This is a genomic window from Sulfuricystis multivorans (assembly GCF_003966565.1).
GTDB lineage: Bacteria > Pseudomonadota > Gammaproteobacteria > Burkholderiales > Rhodocyclaceae > Sulfuricystis > Sulfuricystis multivorans.
In genome coordinates, this window is the sequence record NZ_AP018718.1 from 375,224 (window position 1) to 393,012 (window position 17,789).

The 17,789-nt window shown below is 64.3% G+C and carries 22 protein-coding genes; 6 read left to right on the forward strand and 16 right to left on the reverse strand.

The genetic code is table 11. From position 1 onward, the window contains the following. Position 1: 1 nt before the first annotated feature. The 6 genes from EL335_RS01780 to EL335_RS01805 form a co-directional block, all read right to left on the reverse strand. Positions 2 to 1,261 (reverse strand): efflux RND transporter periplasmic adaptor subunit, encoded by a 1,260-nt coding sequence (locus tag EL335_RS01780; protein WP_126443964.1) that lies wholly within the window; start codon positions 1,259 to 1,261, stop codon positions 2 to 4. A gap of 122 nt (positions 1,262 to 1,383) precedes the next feature. After that, positions 1,384 to 1,851 carry a type II secretion system protein gene (locus tag EL335_RS01785; protein WP_126443965.1) on the reverse strand — a complete coding sequence of 156 codons (468 nt, stop codon included), beginning with the start codon at positions 1,849 to 1,851 and terminating at the stop codon, positions 1,384 to 1,386. 19 nt (positions 1,852 to 1,870) lie between these two features. Continuing rightward, on the reverse strand, positions 1,871 to 2,599 hold the full coding sequence (locus tag EL335_RS01790; protein ID WP_284155408.1) for a prepilin-type N-terminal cleavage/methylation domain-containing protein: 729 nt from the start codon (positions 2,597 to 2,599) through the stop codon (positions 1,871 to 1,873). Continuing rightward, positions 2,553 to 3,002 (reverse strand): hypothetical protein, encoded by a 450-nt coding sequence (locus EL335_RS01795; protein ID WP_126443966.1) that lies wholly within the window; start codon positions 3,000 to 3,002, stop codon positions 2,553 to 2,555. The genes EL335_RS01790 and EL335_RS01795 overlap by 47 nt, the downstream gene beginning before the upstream one ends. Further along, the gene (locus tag EL335_RS01800; RefSeq protein ID WP_126443967.1) at positions 2,999 to 4,228 is read right to left on the reverse strand and encodes a type II secretion system F family protein; all 1,230 of its coding nucleotides are present in this window, start codon (positions 4,226 to 4,228) and stop codon (positions 2,999 to 3,001) included. Before EL335_RS01800 ends, EL335_RS01795 begins: the two co-directional genes overlap by 4 nt. A gap of 11 nt (positions 4,229 to 4,239) precedes the next feature. Then, complete coding sequence (locus EL335_RS01805; RefSeq protein ID WP_126443968.1) at positions 4,240 to 5,946, reverse strand: GspE/PulE family protein; 1,707 nt, start codon at positions 5,944 to 5,946, stop codon at positions 4,240 to 4,242. Between the two features lie 52 nt (positions 5,947 to 5,998). Here EL335_RS01805 and EL335_RS01810 point away from each other — a divergent pair, with 52 nt between their 5' ends. Beyond that, complete coding sequence (locus EL335_RS01810) at positions 5,999 to 6,463, forward strand: tRNA (cytidine(34)-2'-O)-methyltransferase (RefSeq protein ID WP_126447609.1); 465 nt, start codon at positions 5,999 to 6,001, stop codon at positions 6,461 to 6,463. 24 nt (positions 6,464 to 6,487) lie between these two features. Here the strand turns inward: EL335_RS01810 and EL335_RS01815 are convergent, their stop codons facing one another. From EL335_RS01815 to EL335_RS01840, 6 genes are read right to left on the reverse strand one after another with little or no spacing between them, the layout of a single operon-like run. After that, the gene (locus EL335_RS01815; protein WP_126443969.1) at positions 6,488 to 7,468 is read right to left on the reverse strand and encodes an NAD(P)H-dependent glycerol-3-phosphate dehydrogenase; all 981 of its coding nucleotides are present in this window, start codon (positions 7,466 to 7,468) and stop codon (positions 6,488 to 6,490) included. 13 nt (positions 7,469 to 7,481) lie between these two features. Next, positions 7,482 to 7,919: an SH3 domain-containing protein gene (locus EL335_RS01820; protein ID WP_126443970.1), complete on the reverse strand. Its 438-nt coding sequence runs from the start codon at positions 7,917 to 7,919 to the stop codon at positions 7,482 to 7,484. Beyond that, positions 7,919 to 8,398, reverse strand: a complete 480-nt coding sequence (gene secB / locus EL335_RS01825; protein ID WP_126443971.1) for a protein-export chaperone SecB — start codon at positions 8,396 to 8,398, stop codon at positions 7,919 to 7,921. The genes EL335_RS01820 and secB overlap by 1 nt, the downstream gene beginning before the upstream one ends. A gap of 30 nt (positions 8,399 to 8,428) precedes the next feature. Next, positions 8,429 to 8,689, reverse strand: coding sequence for a glutaredoxin 3 (gene grxC / locus EL335_RS01830; RefSeq protein WP_126443972.1), 261 nt, complete (start codon positions 8,687 to 8,689; stop codon positions 8,429 to 8,431). 10 nt (positions 8,690 to 8,699) lie between these two features. Further along, positions 8,700 to 9,107 (reverse strand): rhodanese-like domain-containing protein, encoded by a 408-nt coding sequence (locus EL335_RS01835; RefSeq protein ID WP_126443973.1) that lies wholly within the window; start codon positions 9,105 to 9,107, stop codon positions 8,700 to 8,702. 35 nt (positions 9,108 to 9,142) lie between these two features. Then, entirely contained in the window at positions 9,143 to 9,475 is a 333-nt protein-coding gene (locus tag EL335_RS01840) for an ArsR/SmtB family transcription factor (protein ID WP_126443974.1), read from the reverse strand. Positions 9,476 to 9,580: 105 nt separating this feature from the next. On the opposite strand from EL335_RS01840, the gene gpmA reads away from it, so the two are divergent. The 5 genes from gpmA to EL335_RS01865 are packed head-to-tail and all read left to right on the forward strand — an operon-like array spanning position 9,581 to position 14,207. After that, positions 9,581 to 10,330 (forward strand): 2,3-diphosphoglycerate-dependent phosphoglycerate mutase, encoded by a 750-nt coding sequence (gene gpmA / locus EL335_RS01845; RefSeq protein ID WP_126443975.1) that lies wholly within the window; start codon positions 9,581 to 9,583, stop codon positions 10,328 to 10,330. Beyond that, positions 10,327 to 11,532 carry a murein hydrolase activator EnvC family protein gene (locus tag EL335_RS01850; RefSeq protein WP_126443976.1) on the forward strand — a complete coding sequence of 402 codons (1,206 nt, stop codon included), beginning with the start codon at positions 10,327 to 10,329 and terminating at the stop codon, positions 11,530 to 11,532. The genes gpmA and EL335_RS01850 overlap by 4 nt, the downstream gene beginning before the upstream one ends. 40 nt (positions 11,533 to 11,572) lie before the next feature. Then, entirely contained in the window at positions 11,573 to 12,976 is a 1,404-nt protein-coding gene (locus EL335_RS01855) for a S41 family peptidase (RefSeq protein ID WP_126443977.1), read from the forward strand. Next, positions 12,973 to 13,437 (forward strand): hypothetical protein, encoded by a 465-nt coding sequence (locus tag EL335_RS01860; RefSeq protein ID WP_126443978.1) that lies wholly within the window; start codon positions 12,973 to 12,975, stop codon positions 13,435 to 13,437. The genes EL335_RS01855 and EL335_RS01860 overlap by 4 nt, the downstream gene beginning before the upstream one ends. An 8-nt stretch (positions 13,438 to 13,445) precedes the next feature. Further along, complete coding sequence (locus EL335_RS01865) at positions 13,446 to 14,207, forward strand: HesA/MoeB/ThiF family protein (protein ID WP_126447611.1); 762 nt, start codon at positions 13,446 to 13,448, stop codon at positions 14,205 to 14,207. Here the strand turns inward: EL335_RS01865 and ribD are convergent. Genes ribD through EL335_RS01885 form a run of 4 tightly spaced genes read right to left on the reverse strand, consistent with a single transcriptional unit; the run spans position 14,185 to position 17,659 of the window. Further along, a complete protein-coding gene (ribD, locus tag EL335_RS01870; protein ID WP_284155481.1) occupies positions 14,185 to 15,246 on the reverse strand; it encodes a bifunctional diaminohydroxyphosphoribosylaminopyrimidine deaminase/5-amino-6-(5-phosphoribosylamino)uracil reductase RibD in 1,062 nt (353 codons plus the stop codon). The genes EL335_RS01865 and ribD overlap by 23 nt on opposite strands. A gap of 26 nt (positions 15,247 to 15,272) precedes the next feature. After that, positions 15,273 to 15,746, reverse strand: coding sequence for a transcriptional regulator NrdR (gene nrdR / locus EL335_RS01875; protein ID WP_126443980.1), 474 nt, complete (start codon positions 15,744 to 15,746; stop codon positions 15,273 to 15,275). 3 nt (positions 15,747 to 15,749) lie between these two features. Next, positions 15,750 to 16,994, reverse strand: a complete 1,245-nt coding sequence (glyA, locus tag EL335_RS01880) for a serine hydroxymethyltransferase (RefSeq protein WP_126443981.1) — start codon at positions 16,992 to 16,994, stop codon at positions 15,750 to 15,752. 41 nt (positions 16,995 to 17,035) lie between these two features. Continuing rightward, the gene (locus EL335_RS01885) at positions 17,036 to 17,659 is read right to left on the reverse strand and encodes a histidine phosphatase family protein (RefSeq protein WP_126443982.1); all 624 of its coding nucleotides are present in this window, start codon (positions 17,657 to 17,659) and stop codon (positions 17,036 to 17,038) included. Positions 17,660 to 17,789 lie beyond the last annotated feature (130 nt).

Here is a 17,789-nt window from a genome sequence, read left to right on the forward strand (position 1 = left end):
GTCAGAACATGCGCGGCTGCGTCGGCTTCGCTCTCTTGCGCGGATCGCTCATGCCGACGATGACCTGCTGGCCTGCGGCGATGTCGCCGCCGACGATCTCGATCTGATTGCCGTCGGTGATGCCGGTCCTGATCTCGATCGCCTTCGGTTTGCCATCCTCGCCGAGCACCCAGAGTTTGCCACTGCCACCCTCTGCGCTACTGCGGCTGCGTCCCGAGCCGCCGCCGGGCCGCGCTGCCGGCGCCGGTTCATCGCCCTCCGCAGGCGGACGAAAGCGCAGCGCGGCATTGGCGACCTTGAGCGCATCGTCCTTGTGGCTGGTGACGATGCGCACGTTCGCGGTCATGCCGGGCAGCAGGATCAGATCGGGGTTGGCGGCGGAGATGACCACCGTGTAGCTGACGACGTTGGAGGTCACCTGCGCGGCCTTTCTGACCTGCCTGACCTCGCCCTTGAATTTCCGACCTGGGAAGGCGTCGACACTGAAGCTCACTTCCTGGCCGACCTCGACGCGGCCGATGTCGGCCTCGTCGATCGCCGCCTCGACCTGCATGTCGGCGAGATTGCGGGCGATCACGAACATCTCGGGCGCTTGTAGGCTCACAGCCACGGTCTGGCCAGGCTCGACGCTCTTCTTGATGACGATGCCATCGACGGGGGCGCGGATCTCGGTGCGCGACAGGTCGACCCGCGCTTGAGCGAGCGCCGCCTCGCGCTGGCGCACGAGCGCCATGCTGTTGGCCGCCTGCGCCTGGACCACCTTCAGCTGCGCGCGCGCGGCATCGAGCGTGGTCTGCGCCTTGTCGAGTTCGGCCGGCGAGAGATAGTTCTTCGCCACCAGCGTCTCTTTGCGCTTGAAATCGCGTTCGGCTTCGAGAAGATTGACGCGGGCGCGGAACAGTTCGGCCTGTTGCACGGCGACGATCGCCCGCGCCGCTTCGAGATCGGCCTCGGCCTGGCGCACGCGGTGCTCATAGGTTTCCGGCGCGATGCGCGCGAGCAGATCGCCGGCCTTCACCGGACTGTTGAAATCGACGAACAGCTCGCGGATCTGGCCGGAGATTTGGGAACTGACCTGCACCGAGACCACCGGATTGAGCGTGCCGGTGGCGGCGACCGCGGCGGTGAGCGGGCCGCGCTCGACGGTGGCGAACTTGTAAGCCGGCTTGGCGTCTGCGGCGAAGAAGCCGCGCCATGCCATGATGCCGCCGCCGACGAGGACGACGAGCAGGATCAATGCGAGCAGCCGGCGCGGTTTCATGCGGCCGATTCTAGCCGATGGCCGGTGGCGTGCTGCCTTGCCAGCGCAGCGCACAAGGCAACGTCATGAAAGAAACGGCCCGGAGATGCCGGGCCGTTTCGAGTGGCGAACCCAAGCTGCGCTCAGTTGGTACAGGGAACGTAGGCGTAAGCGGTTTTACGATTGGCCGCCACCCCGCCGCCATAACTGCGAATCCGGCACTTTGCGACGACACCGGCGGCACAGTTGGCATCGGTAGTCACCTCTTCGTCGATCTGATATTGGTTTTTGTTCGTTGGTGCGCCATTGACGAGAGTGATACTGCCTTTGAGCAAATTCGCGGCATTGGCATAAACGCTGTTGGCTGGCCCGCTGCATGCGTTGCCAGCATTGGTGATCGCCACGGTATTGGGGTTGGCCGGATTGGCCTTGCGTGCGGCATAGTTGATCGAGGCTGCCGAAGAGAGCGCGCCCGCAACGCCATCGACGGCCGCCTGTTCTGCATCGCCGGTGATGTCGATGAACTTCGGCAGCGCCGTCGCAGCCAAAATGCCAAGAATCACGATTACGACCACCAGTTCGATCAGGGTGAAGCCTCGTTGCGATTTCATTTGAAAGATCCTCCGTGAGTTAGCAACCTGTGGTAGTGACGGGGCTCACCACGGGTGCTGCACCGGATGTACCGGCCGAAGCGTAGGTGAAAGAGCAGGTAGGATTGTCCTGGGAGCCGACGGAGCCGCTGCTCGTGCCGGGGCCGCCGATGACAGAGATCCTCGTCACATTGCCGGCGACCGACGCGCCGAAGCCTTCGGCGTTCAATTGCGCGAGATTTGGTGAAAAAGTCGAGACCAGGCCGGCCGCGCCAATGATGCCGGGTGTGGTCGCCCCGAGAAACACCGCGCCGGAAGGATAGCCGTTGGCCAGTAGCACCACACCATTTTCCGTGCACAGCGTGCCATTGAGGGCATTGTTTGCCGTGATGCTGGTTCCGGGACAGGCGGCCGTGTCAGGGACACCACTGCGCGACAGATAGGCAGCGTGCACGATCGCCGCGGCCGCATTCACCGCGCCGCGCGCGGCCTGCAGCTTGGCGATCCGCGCATCGCGCTGCAGCGAGACGAATTTCGGCAGCGCGATCGCGGCGAGAATGCCGATGATCGCGATCACGATCACCAGCTCGATCAGGGTGAAACCGCTGTGGAGTTTTTTCATGTCATTTTTCCCAATGAGATGATGGATGCTGCACAGGCGCTGCGACAATGCTACTGCAAAGATTGCAGTGTATTTATATGATTTACGGTAAATTCCCGCCTCACTTGAGGGGTTCGATCCCGATGCTGGTGATTCGACCGGCGCCATCGCGGATCGGCGTCAGACGCCAGGCGAGTTTGTCTCGGTTTGCGAAGGCGGCAGGCTGTCTCGGACGGTAGTGGAGGGTGTGAGTGGCCGGATCGTAGTGCCAGCGGGGTGCCGTCTCGGAGCCGCCGACTTTGGATGGCGCTGCGCCGAGCCATTCCAGCGGGTCGGCATCGAGCAGCGCACCGATGCTCGCTTCTTCCCCGCGGATCACCTTCTCGCCGATCGCCAGCGTAAGCCCGATGCGCAGGTTGCGCAACGCGATCTCGACTTCGAGCCGCTCGGCCTGGCGCTCGATCTCGGCGAGCCGGTCGAGCAACACCGCGGCGAGGATTCCGAAGAGGGCCACCACCACGGCGAATTCGAGCTTGGAAAGGCCGTGCTGGCGCAGGCGGGCGCCGCTCATCTCTTGATCGCCACTTTGCCGAGATCCCAAAGCGGCAGGAACACGCCGAGCGCGAGGATCAGCACCATGACGCCGAGCATGACGATCAGGATCGGTTCGATCTGTTGCGCCAGGGTCTTGAGTTCATATTCGACCTCGCTTTGGTACATGCCGGAGATCTCGTCCATCATCTCGTCGAGCGCGCCGGTTTCCTCGCCGACTGCGATCATCTGCAGCACCACCGGCGTGAACACGCCGGCGCCGATGGCGGCGCGCAGCACGGAATCGCCATGCTCGATCGCGGTGCGCATGTTCTCGATCTTTTCGGCGATGAAGTCGTTGTCGACGGTCTGGGCGACGTTGGAGAGTGCCTGGATCACCGGCACCCCGGAACGCATCGCCAGCGCGAAGCTGCGGGCGAAGCGCGCGAGCGTCGCTTTGCGGACGATCTTGCCGGCGATCGGGATGCGCAGCTTGGTCTTGTCCCACAGATACCTGCCGCGCCGCGTGCCGATCCAGGCCTTGAAGCCGCCGGCCAGCCCGGCGAGACCGGCGAGCAGCGCCGGCCACCAGGCGACGAAGAAATTCGAGATGCCGATCAACAGCCGCGTCAGGAACGGCAGCTCGGCGCCGAAGCCTTCGAAAACCTTGGCGAAGGCGGGAATCACCCAGATGTTGATGACGGCCATCGCGACGGCCATCGCCAGCACCACGAAGCTCGGATAGCGCAAGGCCGAGCGCACCTGCTCGCGCATGAAGCGCTCGAAAGCCAGATGATCGAACAGACGCAGGAAGATTTCCTCGAGCCGGCCGGTCATCTCGCCGACGCGCACCATCGCCAGATAGAACGGCGTGAAGACCTTGGGGTGCCGCGCCAGGGCATGCGAGAGCTCGCGACCCGAGTCGAGGCTTTCACGCACCTCTTTGAGCAGGGCTTTCATCGCCGGGTTGGCGCTCGATTCCTGCAAGCCCGCCAGCGCGCGCATGATCGGCACGCCGGCTTTCAGCAGCGTATGGATCTGGCGCGTAAACAGCAGGATGTCGGTATGGCCGATCTTCGGCTTGAACAACTTGAAGCCGGCCTCGAACGCCATCTGCTGCGCCGCTGCGGGTGCTGCGCGGATTTCGGTGGGCGTGATGCCACTGCCGAAGAGCAGGTCGGCGACGGCACCGGCACTGGCGCCCTCGATCGTCCCGTTGACGATCTCGCCGGCGCCATTGCGGCCGCGGTAAGTGAAGGCGGGCATCGTGGGCGGCCCTATTCGTCGAGTTGGGTGCTGATGCGCATCGCTTCCTCGATCGTGGTGCGGCCTTCGGTGACCAGGCGCACCGCATCGCGGCGCAGCGTCTCGCCAGCCATCTGCTCGCGGCCGAGACGCATGAAGTCGGCCGGATCGCCGTGGTTGGCGGCTTCGACCAGCGCGTTGGTCATTTCGAGGAACTCATAGACGGCTTGGCGGCCTTGGTAGCCGCTGTTGCCGCAGTGGATGCAGCCGCGACCGCGGAAGTAGCGGTAAGCGTCGACATGCTCGCCAAGCTCGTAGCGCAGCCATTCGCGCTCGTGCGGCTCGGGTTGGTATGGGGCGCTGCAGTTCGGGCAAACCGTGCGCACCAGCCGCTGCGCCAGCACCAGCTGGATCGACAGCGCCACCATGTAATTCGGCACGCCCATGTCGAGCAGGCGGATCGGGGTCGAAAGCGCATCGTTGGTGTGCAGCGTGGAGAGCACCAGATGGCCGGTCATCGCAGCGCGCATGCCGATCTCGGCGGTTTCCTGATCGCGCATCTCGCCGACGAGGATGATGTCTGGGTCCTGCCGCAATGCGGTGCGTAGCACGCGCGAGAAGGTGAGATCGATCTTCTCATGCACCTGCACCTGGTTCAATCCCGGCAGGCGGTATTCGACCGGATCCTCGACCGTGATGATCTTTTTCTCCGGACTGTTGAGCTCGTTCAAGGCGGCGTAGAGCGTCGTCGTCTTGCCGGAGCCGGTGGGCCCCGTGACCAGCACGATGCCCGAAGGCCGGTGGATCGCGTGACGGAAGCGCGCCAGCACGCGCGGCGGCATCGCCAGCTTGTCCAGATGCAAAAGCCCAGTGTCCTGGGATAAAAGACGCATCACCACCGCCTCGCCATACTGGGTCGGCATCGTCGCGATACGCACATCGACATTGGCGCCACGCACCTTGATCGCGAAGCGGCCGTCCTGCGGCAGGCGCTTTTCCGAGATGTCGAGTCCCGACATCAGCTTGAGCCGCAGCACCACCGCCGAGGCGATCTTGACGTCGGCCTCGGTCTGCACGTGCAGCACGCCGTCGATGCGGAAGCGAATGACGAGCGATTTCTCCTGCGGCTCGACATGGATGTCCGAAGCCTGCTGTTTGCGCGCCTCCTCGAACACGGTCTGCAGTAGGCGCACCACCGGTGCATCCTCGGCGCCCGGCGCAGTGCCGAACAGCCCGCCGAATTCGACCGGAATGTCGCCCAGCTCCTGGGTCAGATCCTTGGCCAGGCCGGCGATTTCCTCGGTGCGCCGATAGACGCGGTCCAGCAGCGGCAACAGCTGGCTTTCGGCGACCACCGCCAGATCGATGTCGCGGCGTAAGATGCGCGCGAGCTCGTCGAATGCGGCAAGATCGGTCGGATCCGCCATGCCGACGCGCAACAGGCCATTCTTCTCGTCGAGCACCAGCGCGCGGAAACGGCGCGCCTGCGCCTCGGGCAACAGCTTGACGAGCTCGGGCCTGGGCTGGAAGGCGCGCAGATCGACATACTCGGCGCCGAGCTGCCGCGCGAGCGCGCGCGCGATCGCCTCTTCTGTCACCAGTCCGGCATCGACGATCACCCTGCCCAGCTTGCGGCCGGTGAGCTGTTGTTCCTTGAGCGCCTGGGCGAGCTCGTCGGGCGTCAAGAGACCCTGCCGGATCAACAGGTCGCCGAGGCGGATCTTTTCGGGTCGGGCCATGATGGACGGATCGTTCGATAAACTGCGGGGCCTCAACGATGCCACAGAGGCGATGTTCCAGATCGTTCTATATCAGCCGGAAATCCCGCCCAATACCGGGAATGTGATCCGTCTGGCGGCGAATTCCGGCTGCCGCCTGCATCTGGTCGAGCCGCTCGGCTTCGATGTTTCCGATGCTGCGCTGCGGCGCGCGGGGCTCGATTATGCGGAATTCGCCGAAGTGCGCGTGCATCCGGATTGGGCGGCTTGCCTTGCTGCGCTCGGTCCGGTGCGCCGCTTCGCCTTTAGCACCAAAGGCGAGACCCGTTATGACAAGGTGATCTACCGGCCCGGCGATGCGCTCGTCTTCGGCCCGGAAACCCGGGGCTTGCCAGCCAAGCTGCTGGAAACCTTTCCACCCGCACATCGCTTGCGGCTGCCGATGATGCCGGGCAACCGCAGTCTGAATCTCTCCAACACCGTCGCGATCGCCGTTTATGAGGCGTGGCGGCAGCAGGGCTTCGACTGCGGATGCTGAAACTCGGCGTTGGCGGGACGGCAGCTACTCGTGTTTCGGGTCGCGTCTCATCAGCCGCTCGACCGCGCCGGCTGCGGACAGGTGGCCATCGAGCACATCGCAGACGGTCGCGGTGATCGGCATCTCGACGCCGAGCGCCCGCGCGCGGCGCGCCACTTCATGGGCGGTATGCACGCCCTCGGCGACATGGCCGAGCTCGTGCTGGATTTGCGGCAGCGGTCGGCCGGCAGCGAGCGCAAGGCCGAGGCGGCGGTTACGCGACAGATCCCCGGTGCAGGTGAGGATCAGATCGCCCAGGCCGGACAACCCCATGAAGGTTTCCGCCCGTGCGCCGAGCGCGACGCCGAAGCGGGTGATTTCCGCCAGTCCCCGCGTCATCAGCGCGGCGCGGGCATTGAGCCCCAGGCCGAGGCCATCGCAGATGCCGGTGGCGATGGCGATGACGTTTTTCACCGCACCGCCCACTTCGACGCCGATCAGATCGTCATTGGCATAGATGCGCAGCCGCGGGCCATTGAGCGCCTGGGCCGCGTGTTCGGCGAAAGCGCCGTCGCTGGCGGCCAGCGTCACCGCGGTGGGAAGATTGCGAGCCACTTCCGCAGCGAAACTCGGGCCGCTCAAAGCACCGCAGCGTGCCGGCGCGGCAACGGCGGCGACGACTTGGTGCGGCAAAAGCCCCGTGCCCGCTTCGAGCCCTTTGCAGACCCACAGGAAGGGTAGGTCGGGGCGGGCTGAAGCAAGGCGGGCGGCGGCCTCGCGTAATCCGGCGATCGGCGTGGCGATCACCGCCAAGTCGGCGCAGGCAACCGCCGCGTTGAAATCCGCGCCGACGTTGAGCGTCTCGGGAAATGGAAAACCTGGCAGATAGCGGGTGTTTTCCCGCGCCGCATTCATCGCGGCGGCATGATCCGGCCGCCAGGTCCACAGGCTGACCGAGTGCCGTTGCGCGAAGGAAAGCGCCAGAGCGGTTCCCCAGGCACCGGCGCCAAGGATGGCGATATGCATTACGGGCCTTCGGTTACAAGCCCCATACTTGGCCGACTTTGACGAAGCCGACCTCGCCATCGCGATGGCGCACCTTCACCCAGCCGGCCGGGCCGGGTTCGAGATATTCGAGCAACACGTCGGCTTCGGTTTCAAACACCAGCGGCGCAGTGTCAAAGGCCTCACTGCGCACCTGCGCGCCGCCGGTGCGCACTTGCAGCACGCGCCGGCTGTCGAGTTGGCGGCGTTCGATCCAGGAAAGATCGCCCTTCATGTCGCGCACCTTGGCCCAGGCGTCGAGATTGACGACCACTTCGACCGGCGTGCCCGGAGCAATCACATAAAGCGGCTTGGCTTTTTGCGACGGTGCGTCGAACAACACCGCAGCCTCGCTGACCGAGCGGTAGTCGAGCGCCATCACCGAATGTGCGGCGCCCATCGACAGCAACAGCGCGAGCGCAATCTTCGCCATTACTGGATCGGCACCTCATGGGGGCCGCGCGTTTCAGCTTCGGCCTGCTGTTGTTCGAGCCGCTGGCGGTAAATCGCCTCGAAATTCATCGGGGCGAGCAACACGGGCGGGAAGCCGGCGCGGGTGATCGCGTCGGAAATCGTTTCGCGCGCATACGGGAACAGGATGTTCGGGCAGGCGACCGCGATGATCGGCTCGAGCTCCTCATCTGGCACGTTACGGATCTGGAAGATGCCGGCTTGGGCCGCTTCGACGAGGAACTGTGTTTTCTCACCGATCTTGGCGGTCACCGTCAACGTCAGCACGACGTTGAACACGCCATCGCCGACGGCTTCGCCGCCGGTTTGCATCTGCAGGCTGACCTGTGCCTGTTCGCGTTCGAGGAAACAGTGTGGAGCGTTCGGCACTTCCACCGAGAGATCCTTGACGTAGATCTTCTCGATGCTGAAAACCGGGGCGTTGCTGTCAGGTGCGCTCATGATGGTCCTGGAAAAAGGGTCGAGGGAGGGTCAAATCGCCAGCAGGGGGTCGAGCTTGCCCTGTCGGTCGAGTTCGTGAAGATCGTCGCAGCCGCCGATATGACGGCCGTCGATGAAGATTTGCGGCACGGTGCGCGCGCCGGGCACGCGGGCCTCCATTTCCTGACGTTTGGCCGGATCGAGGTCGACGCGGAGCTTTTCGATGTCGGTCACTCCCTTGCGCTTGAGCAGCGCTTCGGCGCGCACGCAGTAGGGACAGACGGCCGTGCAATACATTTCGATTCTGGCCACGCAAAGCTCCTTATTTCTTCGTCACCGGCAGCCCGGCATCGATCCAGGCGCGCATGCCGCCGGCCAGGTTGAAGACTTGCAGGAAGCCGGCCTTCATGAGCGTCTTCGCGGCGTTGCCGGAACGGTTGCCGCTGGCGCAGACGAGGATCACCGGCTTGTCCTTGAGTTTTTCGATCTCGACGAGATGCTTGGCGAACTGGCTGAGCGGAAAATGGCGCGCGGCGGGGATGTGACCCGCCGACCATTCGGCCGTTTCGCGCACATCGACGACGAGCGCGTCCTGGCGGTTGATCATGAGCGTCGCCTCGCCGACCGAAACGTTCTTGACGCCGCTTGACTTGAGCGTCTGCCAGAGCAGCATGCCACCGCTTGCTGCAGCGAGGGTGACCCACATCAGATTCTGCTGGATGAACTCCATTGACTCTTCTGCACTTCCTGAAAAAACGGGACCGCTCAGGCGGTCGGACTGACGCCGCAGAACACCTCGCGCATCATGCCGACGAGCTGCAAGGTGCGCTGGTCGGCGACGCGGTAGAAGACCCGGTTGGCCTCCTTGCGCGTCGCGAGGATGCCCTTGTCGCGCAGGATCGCGAGATGCTGCGAAATATTGCTCTGCGAGGTGCCGACGGCATCGACGATCTCCTGCACGCAGACTTCCCGGTCGCCGACGACACAGAGGATCTTCAGCCGCAACGGATGCGAGATCGATTTCAACGCGCGTGCGGCGATCATGATCTGGTCGTGACGAGCGGCGAGATCGTCGATGGCGGTGCGAGGATGACTCATGGGCTGTTGCGCGGGCGATGTCGTGCCGAAACGGACAGGGCGCGATCATACTTCGATTAAAATCCGCTGTCGATTCTCACTTCCCCACTTTTCCCCTTTCCGATCATGTACAAACTCGTATTGCTGCGCCACGGCGAATCCACCTGGAACCAGGAAAACCGCTTCACCGGCTGGACCGATGTCGGTCTGACCGAGAAAGGCATCGCCGAGGCGAAGGCCGCCGGCCAGCTTTTGAAGGCGCAAGGTTTCGATTTCGACATCGCCTATACCTCTATGCTCAAGCGGGCGATCAAGACGCTGTGGATCGTGCTCGAGGAAATGGATCGCATGTGGCTGCCGGTGGTCAATTCCTGGCGGCTCAACGAGCGGCATTACGGCGCTTTGCAGGGACTCAACAAGGCCGAGACGGCCGCCAAGTTCGGCGAGGAGCAGGTGAAGCTCTGGCGGCGTTCCTACGCTGTGCGACCGCCGGCGCTCGACAAGAACGACCCGCGCTATGACGCGCATGATCCGCGTTACGCGAATCTCGCCCCGGGGCTCTACCCGGCCGCGGAGTGCCTGAAGGACACGGTCGAACGCTTCCTGCCGATCTGGTTCGACAGCATCGCGCCGGCGGTCAAATCCGGTAAGCGCGTGCTCGTCACCGCGCATGGCAACAGCCTGCGGGCGCTGATCAAGTATCTCGACAACATCTCCGATCAGGACATCGTCAATCTCAATGTGCCGACCGGCCAGCCGCTGGTGTATGAGTTCGATGCCGAGCTGCAGCCTGTTCGCAGCTACTATCTGGGTGACCCGGAAACGGTCGCCGCCGCCCAGGCCGCCGTGGCGAACCAGGGCAAAGCCAAGGCTTGACCCGCGCCGCCTCCAGTTTCCTCCTTGCCGTGGCGCTCCTCCCAACGCTGGCGTGGGGGGCGGGAGAACGCGAGAAGGCGAAACTCGATGCCGTGCGCGAGCAGCGCACGGCGCTCGAGCGTCGATTACGGGAAAAAGAGTCGGCGCGCGCGACGATCGTCGGTCAGCTGCGCGAAACCGAACGGGCGATCGCCGCCAGCGCCCGCAAGCTGCGCGCCTTGGGCGAGGAACGCGCCGCAGCGCGCACCGAGCTTATCAAGCATGAGGATGAGTTCAAGCGGCTTGAAATGCAGACCGCGGCTCGTCAGGCTCAGCTCGCAGCGTTGCTGCGCCACCAGTTCCGGCCCCAGGAGACCGATGCTCTGGCGATGTGGCTTTCCGGTGACGATCCGAACCAAGCCGCGCGCGATCGCTATTTCCTGGCTCAGCTCGCTCGCACGAAAGTCGAATTGATCCAGCAGTTGCGCAAGGATGCGGCCGAGAGCCGGCGTCTTGCCGAGCTCGTCCGCCAACGCAATGCGAAGCTCGCCGAACTGGCCCGCCACGAAGAGGCGGAACGCGTCACCCTGCGCCAGCAGCAGCAGGAACGCCAGGCCTTGCTAACGAAACTTTCCAGCCAGATCCGGGCGCAGCGGCGCACGATCGAGACCTTGAAACAGGACGAGCGGCGGCTTGCCGATCTGCTCGCCTCACTGGCGAAAAAGAAAACACCGGCGCGTCCGTCCAAAGCGCCAGCGGGCAAAACTCCGAGTGTTTCTCCTGCAGCCCCGACGCCCAGCACCGAGCCAAGCGCTGCGAGTGGAGCTTTCGCCCGGCTGCGCGGCCGGCTGCCCTGGCCGGTCAAGGGCAGCGTTGCCGCGCGCTTCGGCACTCCTCGCGAGGAAGGCCGACTGCTCTGGAAAGGGCTGTTCATCCGCGCGCCGGAAGGTACCGACGTGCGCGCCGTTGCCGACGGCGTGGTGGTATTCGCCGACTGGCTGCGCGGCTATGGCAACCTGCTGATCATCGACCATGATGATGGCTTCCTGTCGATCTACGGCAACAACCAGACCCTGCTCGCCGAGGTCGGTCAGAAGGTGAGTGCCGGCAAACCGGTGGCCACGGTCGGCGCGAGTGGGGGCTTGCCGGAATCGGGTTTATACTTTGAGCTCAGGCATAGAGGGCAGGCATTCGATCCCGGCAAATGGCTTGCCGGACCGTGAAGCCGTCCGAGCGTCGCCATCATCGAACAGGTAATTTCATATGCGTAGCAAGCTGCAGCAATTCGGCCTCGTGCTCGTCGGACTGATCGCCGGCATCGCCTTGAGTATCAATTTTTCCGCGATCGCACAAAAAGGCGGCGATGCGCCGCTGCCGGTCGAAGAGCTCAAAAGCTTCGCCGATGTCTTCAACGCCATCAAGCAAGGCTATGTCGAGCCGGTCGAGGACAAGACGCTGATCCGCCATGCGATCTCCGGCATGTTGAACAACCTCGATCCGCATTCGGCCTATCTCGACGAGGAAGCCTTCAAGGATCTGCAGGTGTCCACGCAGGGCGAGTTCGGCGGCCTGGGGATCGAAGTCGGCATGGAGGATGGGCTGGTCAAGGTGATCTCGCCGATCGAGGATACCCCGGCCTTCCGTGCCGGCGTCAAGGCCGGCGATCTGATCTTCAAGCTCGACGACACGCCGGTCAAGGGCATGACGCTCGGCGATGCGGTGAAGAAGATGCGTGGCAAGCCGAAGACCTCGATCCGGCTGTCGATCTTACGCCAGGGTGAGACCAAGCCGATCGAGATCACCATCGTGCGCGACGTGATCAAGGTGCAAAGCGTCAAGTCGAAGCTGATCGAGCCGGGTTACGGCTATCTGCGCGTCACCCAGTTCCAGGAAGAAACCGTCGCCGATCTGGTGAAACATTTCGAGCGGCTCGTCAAGGCCGATGCCGACGCGAAAGGCACGGGCCTCAAAGGTCTGGTGCTCGATTTGCGCAACGACCCAGGCGGGCTGCTCCATTCCGCGATCGGCGTCTCCGCGGCCTTCCTGCCGCCGGGCAGCCTCGTCGTCACCACCGACGGCCGGGTCGAGGATGCGAAGCGCAAATACAGTGCCGCCGCCGAGGATTACCTGCGCGGCCACCGCGAGGATCCTCTGAAGAAATTGCCCGCGATTGCGAAGAGTGTGCCGCTGATCGTGCTCGTCAATGGCGGCTCGGCTTCCGCTTCCGAAATCGTCGCCGGCGCGTTGCAGGATCACAAGCGCGCGGTCGTGATGGGCACGCAGACCTTCGGCAAGGGCTCGGTGCAGACGGTGCTGCCGCTTTCCGGCAAGACGGCGATCAAGCTGACCACCGCGCGCTACTACACGCCGAGTGGCCGTTCGATCCAGGCCAAGGGCATCGAGCCGGACATCGTCGTCGCGGAAACCCCGAACGGCGGCTCGCGCGAACGCCTGCGCGAAGCCGATCTCGAGCGCCACCTCGCCAACGACAAGGACGGCAAGGACGCGCAGATGCCTGCACCGAAGAAGAGCGAGAAGGACAAAGGCGGCGCGAAGCCCTCGGAGGAAGAAGCGCGCGCCGCGCCGATCGAGTTCGCCTCGAAGAACGACTATCAGCTCACGCAGGCGCTGAATCTGCTCAAGGCTCTCAACGTCATCAAGAAATGAACCCGGAACGCGCCCGCCAACTGCGTGACCAGGAGCGCGGCATCCAGCGGCCGCACCCGCTGGCGCTGCAGGCGGGCACGAAGAAGCACCGCGAGATCCGCTTCAACAAGGTGAAGCACTGGCAGATTCCCGAGGCCTACGCGCTGCTCGAGAGCCTGCCCGGCCTCGAGGTCGCGCCGGGCAGTCAGCCCAACGCGATCGCAGTGAGCTACGAAATCACCGAATACTGCATGGAAGCGCTCGAGCAGCTGCTCGTCGATCGCGGCTTCCATCTCGACAGCACGCTGTATTGCAAGCTGATCCGCGCGCTGGTGTATTTCTCCGAGGAAACCCAGCGCCGCAATCTCGGCCAGCCCGAGCGGTTGATCAAGAAGTCGCACGAAGTTTATTCGCAGGCTTGGGAACACCATCCACACGGCGATCATGACGATACGCCACCTGAGCTACGGGAATACAAATGAGCGATCGTCTGGATGACGAGGCGCTGCTCAGGTATTCGCGCCACATTTTGCTGCCGCAGGTCGGCATCGAGGGGCAGGAGAAACTCCTCGCTGCCAGCGCGCTGGTGCTCGGCGCCGGTGGGCTGGGGTCGCCGGCGGCGCTGTATCTCGCCTCCGCCGGTATCGGGCGGCTTACGCTCGCCGATGGCGACACGGTCGATCTGACCAATCTGCAGCGCCAGATCCTGCATCGCACCGCGTCGATCGGCAAACCGAAGGTGCTCTCCGGTGCGGCGACGCTCGCCGAGATCAACCCCGGCTGCCGCGTCGTTGCCTTGCAGGAAAGGCTTGTCGGCGCGCGGCTCGAAGAGGAGGTCGCGGCGGCCGACGTCGTGCTCGACTGCTCCGACAACTTCGCCACCCGCCATGCGGTCAACCGCGCCTGCGTCAAATACCGCAAACCGCTCGTCTCCGGCGCGGCGATCCGCTTCGACGGCCAGGTCGCGGTGTTCGACACGCGGCGCAGTGATGCGCCCTGCTATCACTGCCTGTTCCCGGAAGCGGAGGATGTCGAGGAAGTCCGTTGCGCGGTGATGGGCGTGTTCGCCCCGATCACCGGCATCATTGGTGCCACCCAGGCGGCCGAGGCCTTGAAGCTCGTGATCGGCTGCGGCGCGCCGATCATCGGGCGCCTGCTGCTGCTCGATGGTCTGGCGATGGAGTGGCGCAGCATCGCCGTGCCGCGCGATCCGGCCTGCGCCGTCTGTGCTACTCGATGCGCGCCCGGATGAAAAAATCGGCGCTGATGGAACGGCACTCGACGATCTGCAAACGTTTCGCTGCGGCAAGCTCGGTGAGATGCCCGAAATCGGCCATCCCACGCGCGCTGTCGCCGAGTAGCAGCGGCGCCTGGTAGATCAGCAGTTCATCGACCAGCCCTTCGCGCAGCAGCGAGCCGTTGAGTTTCAAACCGGCCTCGACCATCACTTCGTTGATGCCGCGCCGGCCGAGTTCCTGCAGCAAGGCGGCGAGATCGACCTGGCCCTGGGCATTCGCCAACACGATGACTTCCGCGCCCAGCGCGGCAAGCCGGGCGGCCTTTTCGGCATTCTCACTCGCGCAGGCGATCAGGCAATGACCAGACTGGAGGATCGCCGCGGCGGGAGAAATTTCCAGCCGGCTGTCGACGACGACTCTGAGCGGCTGGCGTGGCGTGGCGATGTCGCGCACCGTCAGACGCGGATCGTCATCGCGCACGGTGCCGATGCCGGTGATGAGCGCGCACGAGCGTGCGCGCCAAGCATGGGCATGGCGGCGCGCGTCCGCTCCGGTGATCCATTGCGACACCCCATTGGCGAGCGCGGTCTTGCCGTCGAGACTCGTCGCGACTTTCAGCCGTAGCCACGGTCGGCCGCGCGTCATGCGCGAGACGAAGCCGATGTTGAGCTCGCGCGCCTCGTCTGCCAGCAGGCCGCAGGCGACCTCGATGCCGGCGGCGCGCAGCCTTTCGAGCCCCTGACCGGCGACGAGCGGGTTCGGATCCTCCATTGCCGCGACGACACGTTCGACACCCGCCGCGATCAACGCATTCGCGCAGGGCGGCGTGCGGCCATGATGCGAGCAGGGTTCGAGCGTCACGTAGGCGGTGCAGCCCGCCGTATCGCCCGAGCCGACCTTTTGCAGGGCGGCGACTTCGGCGTGCGGCCCGCCGGCCTTTTCGTGCCACCCCTCGCCGATGATGATCCCGTCTCTGACCAACACGCAACCAACCCGCGGATTGGGCGTGGTGGTGTAAAGGCCGCGCGCTGCGAGTTGCAGCGCCCGCGCCATGAAAGCATGATCGGCGGCCGAGAAGCTCACTTGTGGCTCGAGCGCCGCCGTGGGGTCTTCACCTCGCGGATCGCTTCGGAGAACTCGTCGACGTCTTCGAAATTGCGATACACCGAGGCGAAGCGGATGTAGGCCACCTTGTCGAGCTTCTTCAGTTCGCGCATCACCAGCTCGCCGATGCGCTCCGAGGCCACCTCGCGTTCGCCCATCTGCACGAGCTTTTCCTCGATGCGATCGAGCGCGGCCTCCACGCTTTCCGAACTGACCGGACGCTTCCGGAGCGCCAGCATCATGCTCGATTTGAGTTTGTCGCGATCGTATTCGACGCGGCTGCCGTTCTTCTTGACGACCAGCGGCAGTTGCAGCTCGACCCGCTCGTAAGTGGTGAAGCGTTTCTCACAGGCAAGGCAGCGCCGACGTCGGCGTACGGTGTCGCCTTCCTCGTTCTCACGCGTGTCGACGACCTGGGTATTGTCCTCGTTGCAGTAAGGACAGCGCATCGCTCAGCCGTAAACCGGGAATTTCCTGCACAAGGCCGCGACGTCGTTGCGCACGCGCTCGAGCACTGCTTCGTCGTTGGGCGCGTCGAGCACATCGGCGATCAGGTTGGCGACTTGTTCCGCCTCGATTTCCGTGAAGCCGCGCGTCGTCATCGCCGGCGTGCCGATGCGGATGCCGCTGGTGACGAAGGGCTTTTGCGGATCGTTGGGGATCGCGTTTTTGTTCACCGTGATGTGCGCCTTGCCGAGAGCGGCTTCCGCGTCCTTGCCGGTAATGGCCTTGGCGCGCAGGTCGACCAAGAAGACGTGGCTCTCGGTGCGGCCGGAGACGATGCGCAAGCCCCGCTGCTTGAGGACTTTCACCATCACCTGGGCATTCTCGATCACCTGTTCCTGATAGGCGCGGAATTCCTTGCTCATCGCTTCCTTGAAGGCGACGGCCTTGGCGGCGATCACGTGCATCAGCGGCCCGCCCTGCAACCCCGGGAAGATCGCCGAGTTGATCGCCTTCTCGTGCTCGGCCTTCATCAGGATCAGTCCGCCGCGCGGGCCGCGCAGCGTCTTGTGGGTGGTCGAAGTGACGACGTCGGCGTGCGGCACCGGGTTCGGATAGAAACCGGCGGCCACCAGCCCGGCGTAGTGCGCCATATCCACCATGAAGATCGCGCCGACCGCCTTGGCGATCTTCGCGAACCGCTCGAAATCGATCTTCAGCGCATAGGCCGAGGCGCCGGCGATGATCAGCTTCGGCTTGTGCTCGAAGGCGAGCCGCTCGACTTGCGCATAGTCGATGGCTTCGTGCTCATCGAGCCCGTAGGGCACGACCTTGAACCATTTGCCGGACATGTTGAGCGCCATGCCGTGCGTAAGATGGCCGCCCTCGGCAAGACTCATGCCCATCACCGTATCGCCGGGCTGCAAGAACGCCATGAACACCGCCTGATTGGCCTGCGAGCCGGAATTCGGCTGCACGTTGGCCGCTTCGGCGCCAAAGAGTTTTTTGGCACGATCGATCGCCAGCTGCTCGACGATATCCACGTATTCGCAGCCGCCGTAATAACGCTTGCCCGGATAGCCTTCGGCGTATTTGTTGGTGAGTTGGGAGCCCTGGGCTTCCATCACGGCCCAGGAGACGTAGTTTTCCGAGGCGATCAGTTCGATGTGGTCTTCCTGCCGCTGGTTTTCCTGGCGGATCGCGGCAAAGATTTCCGGGTCTATCTTGGCGAGGCTGTCTTGTTTCGAGAACATGAGAATTTCCGTCGGGTTGGCCAAAGAATCATTTTACCTGCTCACAGCTCGTCGAGCGGCCGTTCGAGATGCTCCCGCTCCCCCCAGGAAAGCAGCGTCCAGCAGCCGGCATCGATTTCGATCCAGTTGATGCCGCAATTCGGGATCGTGAAGTCGCGCGGGCTTTCCAGCGGCCGCCCGGTCGCCTGCCGGTAGACGATGTCGAGCACGCCGCCGTGCGTGAAGATCGCCACCGCCTCGCCCGGATGCCGGCGCACGATGGCGTCGATGGCCGCCGACAGGCGCGCGGCGAAATCGAGCAGGCTTTCCCCGCCCTCAGGAACGAAACGCGGATCGCGCGCCTTGTGGCGCGCATAGGCGGCAGGGTGGCGCGCCTCGCACTCTGCGTAGGTGAGGCCCTGGAAAATGCCGTAATGGCGTTCGCGCACCCCGGGATAGAGGTGCAAGGACACTTTGGCGAGATGGGCGGTCGCCTCGGCGGTTTGGCGCGCGCGCGCAAGATCGCTACTGTAGATCGCCGCGAAGCCCTCGTCCTTGAGCGCGTTGGCCGTGGCACGTGCCTGGGCGTGGCCGAGCGCGGAGAGGGGAATATCGAGCTGGCCCTGGATGCGGCGACCGGCGTTCCAGTCGGTTTCGCCGTGGCGGATCAAGCAAAGACGGGTCATGGCAGGCAATCGAATCGTTCGCTCCGGCTTGTGGCTTTCCACAATCCTTTGCCCAAGCGTGGCTCAAGCCGTTAACATTCCGGGCCATGTGGCATCGACAAAGGCAGGCGCCGTCACCAGCCATTATCGC

What these genes read in the sequence shown, in the direction of transcription:
- nrdR (WP_126443980.1), bottom strand. Translation starts at nt 15,746, where the DNA reads ATGCGCTGTCCTTACTGCAACGAGGACAATACCCAGGTCGTCGACACG.
- EL335_RS01835 (WP_126443973.1), bottom strand. Translation starts at nt 9,107, where the DNA reads ATGGAGTTCATCCAGCAGAATCTGATGTGGGTCACCCTCGCTGCAGCA.
- secB (WP_126443971.1), bottom strand. Translation starts at nt 8,398, where the DNA reads ATGAGCGCACCTGACAGCAACGCCCCGGTTTTCAGCATCGAGAAGATC.
- EL335_RS01810 (WP_126447609.1), top strand. Translation starts at nt 5,999, where the DNA reads ATGTTCCAGATCGTTCTATATCAGCCGGAAATCCCGCCCAATACCGGG.
- EL335_RS01885 (WP_126443982.1), bottom strand. Translation starts at nt 17,659, where the DNA reads ATGACCCGTCTTTGCTTGATCCGCCACGGCGAAACCGACTGGAACGCC.
- EL335_RS01840 (WP_126443974.1), bottom strand. Translation starts at nt 9,475, where the DNA reads ATGAGTCATCCTCGCACCGCCATCGACGATCTCGCCGCTCGTCACGAC.
- EL335_RS01815 (WP_126443969.1), bottom strand. Translation starts at nt 7,468, where the DNA reads ATGCATATCGCCATCCTTGGCGCCGGTGCCTGGGGAACCGCTCTGGCG.
- EL335_RS01805 (WP_126443968.1), bottom strand. Translation starts at nt 5,946, where the DNA reads ATGGCCCGACCCGAAAAGATCCGCCTCGGCGACCTGTTGATCCGGCAG.
- EL335_RS01790 (WP_284155408.1), bottom strand. Translation starts at nt 2,599, where the DNA reads ATGGCGCCGGTCGAATCACCAGCATCGGGATCGAACCCCTCAAGTGAG.
- glyA (WP_126443981.1), bottom strand. Translation starts at nt 16,994, where the DNA reads ATGTTCTCGAAACAAGACAGCCTCGCCAAGATAGACCCGGAAATCTTT.
- ribD (WP_284155481.1), bottom strand. Translation starts at nt 15,246, where the DNA reads ATGGCGCGGGCGCTGCAACTCGCAGCGCGCGGCCTTTACACCACCACG.
- EL335_RS01860 (WP_126443978.1), top strand. Translation starts at nt 12,973, where the DNA reads ATGAACCCGGAACGCGCCCGCCAACTGCGTGACCAGGAGCGCGGCATC.
- EL335_RS01820 (WP_126443970.1), bottom strand. Translation starts at nt 7,919, where the DNA reads ATGGCGAAGATTGCGCTCGCGCTGTTGCTGTCGATGGGCGCCGCACAT.
- EL335_RS01780 (WP_126443964.1), bottom strand. Translation starts at nt 1,261, where the DNA reads ATGAAACCGCGCCGGCTGCTCGCATTGATCCTGCTCGTCGTCCTCGTC.
- EL335_RS01855 (WP_126443977.1), top strand. Translation starts at nt 11,573, where the DNA reads ATGCGTAGCAAGCTGCAGCAATTCGGCCTCGTGCTCGTCGGACTGATC.
- EL335_RS01800 (WP_126443967.1), bottom strand. Translation starts at nt 4,228, where the DNA reads ATGCCCGCCTTCACTTACCGCGGCCGCAATGGCGCCGGCGAGATCGTC.
- EL335_RS01795 (WP_126443966.1), bottom strand. Translation starts at nt 3,002, where the DNA reads ATGAGCGGCGCCCGCCTGCGCCAGCACGGCCTTTCCAAGCTCGAATTC.
- EL335_RS01785 (WP_126443965.1), bottom strand. Translation starts at nt 1,851, where the DNA reads ATGAAATCGCAACGAGGCTTCACCCTGATCGAACTGGTGGTCGTAATC.
- gpmA (WP_126443975.1), top strand. Translation starts at nt 9,581, where the DNA reads ATGTACAAACTCGTATTGCTGCGCCACGGCGAATCCACCTGGAACCAG.